Origin of the sequence: Dyella flava, from assembly GCF_016904955.1 — a bacterium.
GTDB lineage: Bacteria > Pseudomonadota > Gammaproteobacteria > Xanthomonadales > Rhodanobacteraceae > Dyella_B > Dyella_B flava.
In genome coordinates this window covers 86,287-98,998 of the sequence record NZ_JADIKE010000034.1, presented here as the reverse complement: position 1 = coordinate 98,998, position 12,712 = coordinate 86,287, and the positions used below count along the sequence as shown (strand labels likewise).

The window sequence follows — 12,712 nt, the reverse complement described above, 5'->3', positions numbered from 1 at the left end:
CATGCGCTTATGAGCCAGGACGATCTCACCCCCGAACGCAACACCGCGCCCACCAGCGTGCCCTCCGTCACCACGCGCGCCAATCAGCCCCCGGCGCCAGCCCGTTCCGGTGGCGGCACCTTGGCCCTGGCCCTGCTATTGGCCCTGATCGCCGTGGTTGGTGTGGGCTACGTCGCGTGGCGGCAATGGCAGCTCAGCCATCTTGGCGCGGCGGCGATACGCACCACGGCCAGCCTGCAAGATCGGGTCAATACCCTCGAACACACGCTGTCCGGCGCCACCGGCCAGAGCAACGTGTTGTTGCAGCGTTTGAACGACGCCGACCAGGTGAACCGCTCGCTACGTGAAGAACTGCTATCGCAGGATCAGCGCGTGCGCGATCTGGAAGAGGCGGTCGGCCGTCTGTCCGAAAAAACACTCTCCGGCCAGGATGCGATGCGCCTGGACGAGACTGAAGCCCTGCTACGCATGGGCACCGAGCGTTACACCCTGTTCCATGATGCGCAGGGCGCAGCCCAGGCGTATGCGCTGGCCAGCCAGACACTGGCCGGCGTCAACGACAATGCTTTCGATGGGGTTCGGCAAAGCATCGATGCCGAGCACGAAGCCCTGGTGAAGAGCCAGTCGGGCGATCGCCAGCAAATGCTCGATAGCGTGGTGCAGCTACGCAACGATCTGCCCAAGCTGCCGCTCAAGCCGCTGGACGAACCGGTGACCAGCGAGAACAACGGCGTATGGGCACGAATCCGCCACGCCTTGTACAGCGTGATCCAGATTCAGCGTGATAACGGCGCGCCGGTCGATATCGCCGATACGCGGATTGCGCGCGAATTGGTGGCGCTGGATCTTGCCCAGGCGCAGGCCGCCTTGATCGCCTGGGACGACGACGCATGCAGCGCTGCGTTGAAGCGCGCGGACGCCGGCCTGGCGGCGCAATTCGATGTGCAAGCGCCTGCCGTGCAGCAGGTGCGTGAGCGTATCGCCACGCTCAGCGGCCAGCTCAAGCCGGCCATTCCGGTGCAATTGGGGGCAGCGTTGAGCGAGCTGCGCAACCTGCGCGCCGTGCACGCACTCAAGCCTGACACGGACAACGCCGCGCCGGCGGCCGGGACCAAGCCATGAAGCTGTGGCGATGGATTCTGTTGCTGGTGATCGTCGCCGCAGTGGCGGCTTTCGGCTGGCATTGGGTGGCCGAAGATCCGGGTTATGTGCTGGTGCGTTTCCGTGGCGTCACCGCGCAGACCAGCTTGTTGGCGGCGGTCATCCTGCTGCTGTTGATATGGGTGGCGATCACCGTGCTCTGGCGTCTGGCGCGCTGGCCGTTCGGTGCGTTTTCGCGTCGTCATCGCCGAATGAGCCAGCAGCGTCTGGCGGAAGGCCTGGTAGCACTGATGGAAGGCCGGCATAGCGATGCCGAGCGTGATCTGAACCGTGCTTCGCGCCTGAATACCTTGCGTGGTCCCGCCTTGCTGGCGGCGGCGGAGGCTGCTTCGCGTCGCGGCGAGCATGGGCGTGCGCTCGAATCACTCGATGAAGCCGCGCAAGTCGCGCCACGTGCCGCACGTGTCTTGCGCGCACGCGTCTTGCGCCGCGATGGCAAGCCGGCAGAAGCGCTGACCTTGCTCACGCCCGAAGCCGACAACGGCAACCTCAGTCCCGGTGGCTGGCGTGAGTTCGCGCTGGCAGCGCTGGCCAGCGGCGATACGCGCCGTGCACGCGAAGCACTGGAACCGTTGCAGAAAAGCGGCGTGCTTGGCGCGCGTGCCTACAATGCGCTGGAGACGCAGGTGCTGGTTGCAAGCATCAACGCCGCGGCGGATGGCGCGGTCCTGAATACCCTGTGGTCGCAGTTGCCGAAAGGGCAGCGCCGCGCATCTGCCGTGGTCGATGCCTATGCGCGCAAGGCGACCGCTTTCGGCCTGGTGTTGCCGGCCATGGATGAGGTGGAATCCGCGTTGCGCCGCGAATGGTCGTCGCAACTGGTCGAAACCTATGGAGCGCTGCCGGGCACGGATCTTGAAGCGCGTTTGCGCCGTGCCGAAGGCTGGCAAGAAGCGCATCCCAATGATCCCTCGCTGCTGCTGGCGCTGGGCCGCATGTGCGTGCGCATGAGCTTGTGGGGCAAAGCGCGTCAGTATCTGGAGCGTTCCCTGGCACTGGTCCCGAGTGTCGGTGCGTGGGAAGCGCTGGGTGATACGTACGAAGGACTGGGCGATGCGGTCCTGGCCCAGCGCTGTTATCGCAACGCCATTGCCATCACGCGCGGTGAGGTGATCGTGCCGTTGCCGGCCAGCAACGTGGTTGGCGGGCGTCTTGATACACGGCCTATCGCGATCGAAGAGCGCGATGAGCACGGTGTGCCGAGGCTGCGCAAGTAAGCGAATGGCCCATCGCAGCTAAGCGCGTCCAAACCTGCGCCGAATCCTGGCATGTCACCCGTCATCGTTACGGCCGATTCTGGCGTAGCGGGAAAAGCGCCCTTTAAATTTCAGGGAAATCCGATAGCTGTCCGTAGTCCATTTCTGCAGAATCAACCTGCCATCCGCGAAACGCAATGCGAGTGGTTAATGGTGATCCGGGAGTGTTTTGGACAGGGATGTCACTTTGGGGGCGCGATATTCGGATGGCACGCTCCCAACTATTTTCTAGCCGCCGCCGGGCAAGAACCGGTAGCCCACACCGGGTTCGGTTTTCAGCCAGCGCGGTGTCGCGGGATCGTCACCCAGTTTCTGGCGCAATTTACCCAGCACGATACGCAGGTAATGCGTGTCCTGCACATGGGTACCGCCCCATATTTCGCGCAATAACTGCTGTTGACTCACCACGCGCCCGGCGTGGCGCACCAGCATGGCGAGTACGGCGTATTCTTTGCGCGTGAGCGAAAGCAGCTCGCCGTCCAGCGTGACTTCGCGCAGACCCAGGTCGATATGCAGACGCTCATCCTCATAACGCGGCGGCGCTTCGCCGCCGCCTACGCGATTGCGCAGCAGCGCGCGTAGGCGCGCCATCAGCTCCTGGATGCCGAACGGCTTGGTCATGTAATCGTTGGCGCCGGCATCGAGTGCCTTCACCTTTTCCTGCTCGGTGTCGCGCACGGACAACATCAGCACCGGCACCTGCGTCCATTGGCGCAACTCGGCCAGCACATCGTGGCCTTCGCGATCAGGCAGGCCGATATCCAGGATCACCACGTCCGGGTCGCGCGTGGCGGCCATGGCGAGGCCGTCCGCCGCGTTGCTGGCGAGCAGCACGTCGTAGCCCTCGGCGCGCAGGCCGATATCGAGAAACTTGCGGATCTGCGTTTCGTCGTCGATGACCAGAACGCAGGGATTGGCAGCAGTCATGGCGGGGTCGGTAACGGCAGACTGATACGAATGGTGGTCCCAACGCCTTCGCCGGGCAAGGCTTCGACGCTGCCGCCGTGGGCGCCGATCATGCCGCGGCAGATCGCCAGGCCCAGGCCGGTGCCCTGCGGGGCACGGTCGCCGCGCGCCACGGAATAGAACATGTCGAAGATGCGCGCGCGCTCGTCTTCGGGAATGCCGGGACCGCGGTCGACCACATCGATAAACAGCCGGTCGCCGGCGACGCGCACAATCACGCGCACCGCGTCGCCGGGTGGCGAGAAGCGCGCCGCGTTTTCCAGGATATTGAACAGCGCCTGTTCGATCAGCGCCGGATGCACAAACAGCAACACTGTTTCATCCGGCAGGATGGTGTCCACGCGCAGTTCGGGAAACAGCTTGCGTAAACGAGTGATCGCGGAGGCCACGATTTCGGCAGCATCGGTCCAATCGCGATTGAGCTTGAGCGTGCCGTGGCCAAGCCGGGTCATATCCAGCAGATTCTGGATATAGCGATCCAGGCGCTGGCCTTCGCCAAGAATAGCTCCCAGCAATTCCTGCCGTTCGCCTGCGGGCAGCTGATCCCAGTAACTGGATAGCGTACCTGCCGAACCAATCATCGAGGCGAGCGGTGAACGCAGGTCGTGCGAGACGGAAGAGAGCAGGGCGTTGCGCAAGCGCTCGGTTTCGCCCTGCACACGTGCGCCTTCCAGCTCGGAGGCAAGCCGCGCGCGTTCCAGCGCCTGGCCGATATCCTGCACCATGGCGAGCGCCAGGCTGCGCCGCTCGATGTCCGGCGAACTGCCATTCTCGAAATGCAACGCCGCCACGCCGAGACGGCGATCGTCAGTACCTAGCGGCAGCATCCAGCAACGCGCCGCATTGAGCGTATCGGTGAAACGCCCGGCCGGCTCGGCGTGCTGTTCACACCATTCCGCCGCAGCCATGTCCTGCGTGGTCATGCTCAGCGTGCGCGAGCTGTTGGCGGACACCTGCAGATGATGTTCCACATCGCGCGACAGGATGGCGGCCTCGCAACGCAGACCGTGCGCAAGCGCGCCGGCACCTACTTCGCGTACGCCTTCCGCATCCGGGCTGGCCGCCAGCCGCTGACCCAGGGTCAGCAGCGTGTGCGAGTAATCATGCGCGGCGCGCAGCGATTCCACCTGGCTGGCCAGGCGCGTGGCCAGCCGGCTGCAGATCAACGCCACCAGCAGGAACAGGGTGACCGCCAGCACATCATCAGGATTGGAAATGGCCAGCGTGTAACGCGGTGGCGCGAAGAAGAAGTTGTAGCCGATAAAACACAGGATCGCGGTGTAGACCGCCACCGCCATACGCGTGCGCACCGCGACCGTCATCACCGCGGTAAGAAAAATCAGCGCCAGATTGGCCACCGACAAGTAGCGGTCGGCGACAAACGCCGCCGCTATCGCCAGAGCCGTTACCACAGTGGCAAACACATATTCGCTGCGATGTCCGCGCGTCGGTGTCAGGCGCAAGCGCTTGCGCGCGCGCACGCGTTCTGCGGGCGTGGCGATGATGGTCAGTTCCAGATGAGCGCCACGGCGCAGCAATTGCTGCGTGAGCGAGCGCCCGATCATGCGGGCCAGCAGGCGCTCGCGCGTGCGGCCCAGAATGATCTGGCCGACGCCTTCGCGGTCGGCGTGCACCAGCAGTTCATCGGCAATGGAATGGCCGCGCAGCACGGTCGCGTCGCCACCCAGGCGGCGCGCCAGCCGCATGGCGGTGTCGATGCGTTCGCGTCGTGCGCTGTCCAGCGTTGCGCCGGTGTCGACGAATACGACACTCCACGGTGCACCACGCCGTTCGGCGATACGGCGCACGATACGCACCAGATATTCGCTTTGCGAATAACCATCGATCGCGGCTAGCACACGGCGGCGCACCGGCATGGCGCTGCCGCGCGCCAGCATGTGCTCGCGCAGGTCGCTGTCGACGTGACCGGCTACCGTGTCGACCGCGAGTTCGCGCAGCGCGCCCAGATTGGTCGGTGAAAAAAACGCGTCGAGCGCGGCCGCCGCGGTTTCCGGTACGTACACCTTGCCTTGCCGCAAGCGGCCGATCAGTTCGCGCGGCGGCAGATCGACCAGCACGATATCGCGTGCGCGATCGAGAAATGCATCCGGCACCGTTTCGCGCACGGTAATGCCGGTGATGCGCCGGACCTGATCGTTGAGGCTTTCCAGATGCTGGACATTGAGCGCGGTGTACACCTCGATACCGGCATCCAGCAACTCGGCAATATCCTGCCAGCGACGTTCGTGACGGGTGCCGGGGACGTTGCGATGCGCGAGTTCGTCGACCAGCAGGATCGCCGGTTTGCGCGCGAGCGCGGCGTCGACATCGAATTCGGTGAATTCACGACCCTGATAATGGAGCGTCAGCCGCGGCAGTATTTCCAGACCTTCGAGCAAGGCGGCGGTCTCGACGCGGCCGTGGGTTTCCACCAAACCCACCACCACATCCACGCCCTGGCGTTTCAATTCGCGCGCAGCAGAAAGCATGGAGTAGGTCTTGCCTACGCCAGGAGCGGCACCCAGGAAAATCTTCAGGCGGCGGTTGCTGTCTTCCTGCACGACATCGAGCAGGGCATCGGCGCGCGCATCACGGGAGGTTTCGGTCATGCTCACATCTTAGCTCCCTCTCCCCTCCGGGGAGAGGGATCAAACAGGGCCCTTCGCGTTTGCTCCTTCTCCCATTGGGGAGAAGGAGCAAAGCGCATCAGCGTGCGGCCAACTTATCCAGCGCCAGATTCAACTCCAGCACATTCACCCGCGGCTCGCCCAGCAGACCCAGCTGACGTCCCTGCGTGTACTGCGCCACCAACTGTTGCACCTGATCCACGCTCAGGTTGCGCACGCGCGCCACGCGGGCAATCTGGTATTGCGCAGCGGCAGGGCTGATATCCGGATCGAGGCCACTGCCCGATGCGGTAACAAGATCCGCCGGCACCGGCGCGGTGTTGCCTGGATCGGCCTTACGCAGCGCGTCGATCCGTTGCTGCACGGCATCGCGCAAGGCCGGATTGGTGGGACCCAGGTTGGAACCGTTGGACGCAGTACCGTTATACGGCTGCGGCGTGGTGGCCGATGGACGACCCCAGAAATACTTGGGGTCGTCGAAGCTCTGGCCGATCAGCTCCGAGCCGATCGGCTTGCCGTCACGCATGATCAGGCTGCCATTGGCCTGGTGCGGGAACAGTACTTGCGCCACGCCGGTGGCGACCAGCGGATAGACCAGGCCGGTGATGACAGTCATCACCACCAGCATGGAAACGGCATTGCGAATCAACCGGCTCATGGCGGTTACCTCAGTAGTGAATGATCGCGTCGAGCAGGGCGACGGCCTGGTAGTCCTTCCTGCCGCCGTTGTACGCGTTGCAATCGTAGGAGTGCTCGTAGCGAATTTCCGGCTGGATTTCCAGATCCTGTGTCACCCAGTGCGTAAGGCCCAGCGTGTGACTGCTGTAGCGGGTGGCGTAACCAGTGCGCTGGCCCTTCTCGTCGTTATAGAACTCGTTGCGGAACGACAGCATGTTGTTGCTGCTCAATTCGTAGTTCAGATAGTTGACGATGCCGAACTCGCCTGCCGTGCCGGCATAGGGAGATGAGCCGGCCTGACCGGGCGTGCCGCCGGGGCCAAAGCCAGGAACATTGCGGCCATACATCCGGTAGGCCTCGGTCAGCATGTGGAAGCGCTTGGTGAAACGATGGCCCCAGGTTGCGACGTACATCTGCACGTTGTTGTAGTTGTAATCGGACTTGTTCCAGTTGTTCACGCAGGGGTAAAGCATGTCGTCGTTGTCGGCCGAAACCCAGCGCACGCAGGTCTGCAGTGACGGACGCGCAGCCGAGTTCCAGGGCGCGGTGTCGTTGCTGGCATTGACGCCGATCTGGAAGGTCCACTGCTGGCTCAGCTTGGTCGTGGTCATCACGCCGGTCTGGGTATACGGGTCGACCGTGTACAGAATCGAATGCGTTACCAGATAGTTCTGCGGCGAGAACTGCGCCTCGATATCCGGCAGCGACAACCAGCGGCCAACGCGGACGATCATGCCCTCAGCGACCCACGGGATATACAGGTCGTAGTAGAACAACATCGGGTCGTCGCCGTAGATCTTGCCGGGCAGCGGCTCGTTGGCACCGGCAGGGTTGTTAAGCAGCTGGTTGCTGAAAATGCCCTTGGTGATCGTGTAGTGATAGTCGTAGCCGTACAGATTGGAGATGTCGAAGCCCCAGTCCAGATGATCGGTCTGCACCGTGTCTTCAACGCGCGTGATCGTGGTGATGACCTGATCCAGTTCAACGCGGTCCGGGCGCGTGTTGTACGAGAGCGGAAAGTTGGTGACGTTCGATGTGCTCAGGTTCGCCGACGGCGTCACCCAACCGAAGACCTCGATGCGATTGCGCTGCATCCACTGGCCGAACTTGGTGCAGCCAAGCGCCTTCTCCAAGGGATAGGTGGAATTGGTATCAGGCACCCCAATCGGCGCCGGCACGCCGCCCATCTGCCATTCCGAGTTGGGGAAGGGCGGTGAATCGAATGGGGCGTCCATCGCGCGGCGCGCCGGAGTGGGCGCATTCGGATCAGCCGGCTGCGCATCTTCGCGGTAGGCGGCGGCAAAGCGGGAGAAGAAATTTTTGCTGCAATCACCGCTTTCGGCCGCGACCGGCGAGGCCGGCAGGCTGCTGGCAGGCATGGCGCTGACGTTGGTAGACGATGGAGCCGATTGCGCCAATACCTGCGACGTCGGCACGACGGACAGCAGGATCGATGTGACAAGAGCCTTCTTGGAAAACATACCTTCCTCTCGAACGGGGCGTTACTGGGCGGCATCGCCCAGTAAGCGACGCCGATTCTTATTGGTTAGATGCCGGCGTATCCGCCGAGCTCGTATTCTTCTTCCGCCGTCAGTGGCGTATTCGGCGCCTTGGTGACGCCCCCCTTGGACTGGTCCCGTATCGGTAGTTCTATCACTACATCGCAGTCGGAATCATTTGACGAGACACGTAATTCCATCTGCGGGTGAGTTGCATCGGGCAACGAGACGGACAGTTTTAGGGTTTGCATAACGCTTCGCCTCCTAAGAGCCTGTTTAGGGTTTCGGCGTAGCCCGCGTTGCCGCGGTGCGTCCGCCAGGTGGTAGTGCACGGCGCAGCGCTTGCCTGGCTGGCAAGCCAAGCCGCGCGCTGCCGCATGGTGGACGCACCGCGGCAACCCTTCGGGCCGGGGCTGTTTGCCCGCCGGGCTGCGTCCTCACTCAGTTGTGTATCGACATACACGTCTTCGTTCCTCCTTGCCCGTCAGGCAAACAGATCCCGGCGCGGGCCACGCCGAAACCCTAAACAGGCTCTAAGCAACGCCAAATAGGACGAGCAGCATGTCGATGAGCTTGATACCGATGAACGGCACGATGATGCCGCCCAGGCCGTAAACCAGCAGATTCCGGCGCAGCAACTGGCCCGCGCCAAGCGGGCGGTACTTCACGCCTTTCAGCGCCAGCGGAATCAGGAAGATGATGATGAGCGCGTTGAAGATCACCGCCGACAGGATGGCGCTCTGCGGCGTCGCCAGCTTCATCACGTTCAGCGCGTTGAGCGCGGGGTAGGTGGTGGCGAACGCCGCCGGGATGATCGCGAAGTACTTGGCCACGTCGTTGGCGATCGAGAACGTGGTCAGCGAGCCGCGCGTGATCAGCATCTGTTTGCCGATCTCCACCACCTCGATCAGCTTGGTCGGGTTGGAATCGAGGTCGACCATGTTGCCGGCTTCTTTCGCCGCCTGCGTGCCGGTGTTCATCGCCACCGCCACGTCGGCCTGCGCGAGGGCAGGAGCGTCGTTGGTGCCGTCGCCGCACATCGCCACCAGACGGCTTTGTGCCTGCATGGTGCGGATCAGCTTGAGCTTGGCTTCGGGCGTTGCTTCGGCGAGGAAGTCATCGACACCTGCTTCGGCAGCAATGGCCGCGGCGGTGAGCGGGTTGTCGCCAGTCACCATCACGGTCTTGATGCCCATGCGGCGCAGTTCGGCGAAACGCTCCTTGATGCCGCCCTTCACAATGTCCTTCAGTTCGATTACGCCCAGGGCGCGATCACCTTCGGTCACGATCAGCGGAGTAGCGCCACGGCGCGCGATATCCTCGGCCATGCGCTTCACGGCAGGCGGCAGGTGGCTGCCCTGGCCGTCGAGATAGCGTTCCACCGAATCCAGCGCACCCTTGCGAATGCGACGCTCGCCCATGTCCACGCCGCTCATGCGGGTTTGCGCGGTAAACGGCACGAACTCGGCATGCAGGGAAGCCAGCTCGCGTTCGCGCAGGCCGAACTTTTCCTTGGCCAGCACCACGACACTGCGGCCTTCCGGCGTTTCGTCGGCCAGCGAAGCAAGCTGCGCGGTATCGGCCAGCGTGCGTTCTTCGATGCCCGGCGCCGGATGGAAGGCGACCGCCTGGCGATTGCCGAGCGTGATGGTGCCGGTCTTGTCCAGCAGCAGCACGTCCACGTCACCCGCCGCTTCCACGGCGCGGCCGGACGTGGCAATCACATTGGCGCGGATCATGCGGTCCATGCCGGCAATACCAATCGCCGAAAGCAATGCACCGATAGTGGTGGGAATCAGGCACACCAGCAGCGCGACCAGCACGGTCAGCGTGATCGGATTGCCCTTGCCGGCCACCTGCACGCTGTAGATGGAATACGGCAGCAGCGTGGCGCAGGCCAGTAGGAAGATCAGCGTGAACTTGGCCAGCAGGATGGTCAGCGCGATCTCGTTCGGCGTCTTGCGGCGCGCAGCGCCTTCCACCATCGCGATCATGCGATCGAGGAAGCTTTCGCCCGGGTTCTTGGTGATCTTCACTACCAGCCAGTCCGACAGCACGCGCGTACCGCCGGTCACCGCGCTGCGGTCGCCACCGGCTTCACGGATCACTGGCGCGGATTCACCGGTGATGGCGCTTTCGTCGACGCTGGCGGCGCCGACCAGCACTTCGCCGTCGCCCGGCACCTGCTCGTTCGCTTCCACCAGCACATAGTGGCCGGCGCGCAGTTCGCTGGACGGTGTAAACACGATGGCGGCATCGCGCTTGGGCTCCGCCAGTTTCTTGGCGATCACGTCCTTGCGCGAGCTGCGCAGCGCGGCGGCCTGCGCCTTGCCGCGGCCTTCGGCGAGCGCTTCGGCAAAGTTGGCGAACAGCAGGGTGAACCACAACCAGATGCTGACCCAGAAGATGAAGCCGGTCGGCGCTTCACCGTGGCCGGCAAGCGCTTGCACCCAAAGCAACGTGGTAAGGACGCTGCAGACGAACACCACAAACATCACCGGATTGCGGAACTGCAAGCGCGGCGAGAGTTTGCGGAATGCATCCGCAATGGCCTTCCAGATCAGTGCACGATCGAACGTGCGGACGGCATGTGTATGCGAAGTCATGGAATTGATATCCCAAAAATCAATGCACTGACATCAGGTATTCGGCGATGGGGCCGAGTGCCAGAGCAGGCAAAAAGGTGAGTGCGCCAACGATGATCACCACGCTCGCCAGCAGCGTTACGAACAGCGGCGTATGCGTAGGCAGTGTGCCGGCCGATTCGGGAACGTGCTTCTTCGCAGCGAGCGAGCCAGCCAGTGCCAACATCGCGATCGCCAGTGCGTAGCGCGACAGGAACATGCAAACGCTCAGCATCACATTCCAGAATGGGATGTTTGCGGAGAGGCCACCGAAGGCGCTGCCGTTGTTGTTGGTCGCCGAACTTACTGCATAGAGAATTTCGCTGAAGCCATGCGCGCCGGGGTTGCCCACGGTGGCCGTGGCGGTCGGCGTCATCACGGCAATAGCGGTGCAGATCACCACCAGCGCGCAGGGAATCAGCACGGCGAGGCTCGCCATCTTCATCTCGTACGCTTCGATCTTCTTGCCCAGGTATTCCGGCGTGCGGCCCACCATCAGGCCGGCGATGAACACGGCCACCACCGCGAACGCGAGCATGCCGTACAAGCCGGAGCCGACGCCACCGAAGACCACTTCGCCAAGCTGGATCAACCACATCGGCACCAGGCCGCCCAGTGGGGTGAGCGAATCGTGCATGTTGTTCACCGCACCGCAGGATGCGCCGGTGGTGATGGCCGTAAACAGGGTGCTGGCCACGATGCCGAAGCGCGTTTCCTTGCCTTCCATGTTGCCGCCCGGCTGTAGCGCCGAAGCGTGCTGATCGATGGAGAGGCTATGCAGGATCGGATTGCCGGCCTGTTCGGCCGCCGTCACGCCGAGGGTAAGCGGAATGAAGATCACCAGCATGGCGGCCAGGATCGCCCAGCCCTGGCGGCGATCACCCACCATTTGACCGAAAGTGATACACAGGCCACCTGGGATCAGGAAGATCGCCAGCATCTGCAGGAAGTTGGAGAATGGCGTGGGATTTTCGTACGGATGGGCCGAGTTGGCGTTGAAGAAGCCGCCGCCGTTGGTGCCGAGCATCTTGATCGCCACCTGCGAGGCGGCCGGACCCATCGGCAGCGTTTGCGTGGTGAGCTGGGTGGGCTTGGTGACCGGGTTGCCCTGGGCGTCCTTGACGGGATTGCCGGCTGCATCGGTCACCGGGTTGGCGTAGGTGGTGGTCTGGACCACCGGCACATCCACGTACGCCTTGAAGTTCTGGATCACGCCCTGCGACACCAGCAGCATGGCCAGCACGAACGAGAACGGCATCAGCACATATAGTGTGGTGCGGGTCAGGTCGATCCAGAAATTGCCGATGCTCTTGGAGGTTTTACGGACGAAACCGCGGATCACCGCAATCGCCACGGCAATACCGGTCGCCGCAGACATGAAGTTCTGCACCGCCAGACCCATCATCTGGGTCAGATAGCTAAGGCTCGATTCGCCCGAGTAAGCCTGCCAATTCGTATTGGTGATGAAGCTGATCGCAGTGTTGATCGACAAATCCGGGCTGACGGCCGGAAAGTGCTGGGGATTCAACGGCAGCCACTGCTGTACACGCTGGAGCAGATACACCATCAGGAAGCCGCACACGTTGAACAGCAGCATGGCGATGGCGTAGCGCTTCCAGCCCATGTCTTCATCGGGGTGGACACCGCAAAAGCGGTAAATAAAACGCTCCACCCCGCTACCCAGGCGGGTGATGCGGTTGGGCTGGTCGTCATACACGTGCGCCATGTAGCGGCCCATCGGCTTGACGAGCAGCAACAGAACGACCAGATAGATGCCGATCTGGATGAAATCGTTGAGAGTCATTCGAACCACTCCGGTTTCAACAACGCCACGCACAAATAAATCGTCAAGGCCACCGCAATGACGGCGGCCAGTCCGTAGAAGAAATTCATGGGATTTG

Annotated in this window: 10 protein-coding genes; 2 read left to right on the top strand and 8 right to left on the bottom strand. The window is 63.0% G+C overall.

Annotated features, from left to right (window positions below):
* Window positions 1–9: 9 nt before the first annotated feature.
* The gene (locus ISP19_RS08640) at window positions 10–1,122 is read left to right on the top strand and encodes a uroporphyrinogen-III C-methyltransferase (protein ID WP_204680965.1); all 1,113 of its coding nucleotides are present in this window, start codon (window positions 10–12) and stop codon (window positions 1,120–1,122) included.
* Entirely contained in the window at window positions 1,119–2,378 is a 1,260-nt protein-coding gene (locus ISP19_RS08635; protein ID WP_204680964.1) for a heme biosynthesis HemY N-terminal domain-containing protein, read from the top strand. Before ISP19_RS08640 ends, ISP19_RS08635 begins: the two co-directional genes overlap by 4 nt.
* Window positions 2,379–2,645: 267 nt before the next feature.
* Here the strand turns inward: ISP19_RS08635 and ISP19_RS08630 are convergent, their stop codons facing one another.
* The 8 genes from ISP19_RS08630 to kdpF all read right to left on the bottom strand — a co-directional run bounded on the left by ISP19_RS08630 (window position 2,646) and on the right by kdpF (window position 12,704).
* On the bottom strand, window positions 2,646–3,344 hold the full coding sequence (locus tag ISP19_RS08630) for a response regulator (RefSeq protein ID WP_204680963.1): 699 nt from the start codon (window positions 3,342–3,344) through the stop codon (window positions 2,646–2,648).
* Entirely contained in the window at window positions 3,341–5,992 is a 2,652-nt protein-coding gene (locus ISP19_RS08625; protein ID WP_204680962.1) for a sensor histidine kinase, read from the bottom strand. The genes ISP19_RS08630 and ISP19_RS08625 overlap by 4 nt, the downstream gene beginning before the upstream one ends.
* 97 nt (window positions 5,993–6,089) lie before the next feature.
* Complete coding sequence (gene kdpC / locus ISP19_RS08620) at window positions 6,090–6,668, bottom strand: potassium-transporting ATPase subunit KdpC (RefSeq protein WP_204680961.1); 579 nt, start codon at window positions 6,666–6,668, stop codon at window positions 6,090–6,092.
* A gap of 10 nt (window positions 6,669–6,678) precedes the next feature.
* Entirely contained in the window at window positions 6,679–8,169 is a 1,491-nt protein-coding gene (locus ISP19_RS08615) for an outer membrane beta-barrel protein (protein WP_204680960.1), read from the bottom strand.
* A gap of 65 nt (window positions 8,170–8,234) precedes the next feature.
* Entirely contained in the window at window positions 8,235–8,438 is a 204-nt protein-coding gene (locus ISP19_RS08610) for a hypothetical protein (protein ID WP_204680959.1), read from the bottom strand.
* Window positions 8,439–8,720: 282 nt separating this feature from the next.
* Entirely contained in the window at window positions 8,721–10,793 is a 2,073-nt protein-coding gene (gene kdpB, locus ISP19_RS08605) for a potassium-transporting ATPase subunit KdpB (protein ID WP_204680958.1), read from the bottom strand.
* 19 nt (window positions 10,794–10,812) lie between these two features.
* Complete coding sequence (gene kdpA / locus ISP19_RS08600; protein WP_204680957.1) at window positions 10,813–12,615, bottom strand: potassium-transporting ATPase subunit KdpA; 1,803 nt, start codon at window positions 12,613–12,615, stop codon at window positions 10,813–10,815.
* Window positions 12,612–12,704, bottom strand: coding sequence for a K(+)-transporting ATPase subunit F (gene kdpF / locus ISP19_RS08595; RefSeq protein ID WP_204680956.1), 93 nt, complete (start codon window positions 12,702–12,704; stop codon window positions 12,612–12,614). The genes kdpA and kdpF overlap by 4 nt, the downstream gene beginning before the upstream one ends.
* Window positions 12,705–12,712 lie beyond the last annotated feature (8 nt).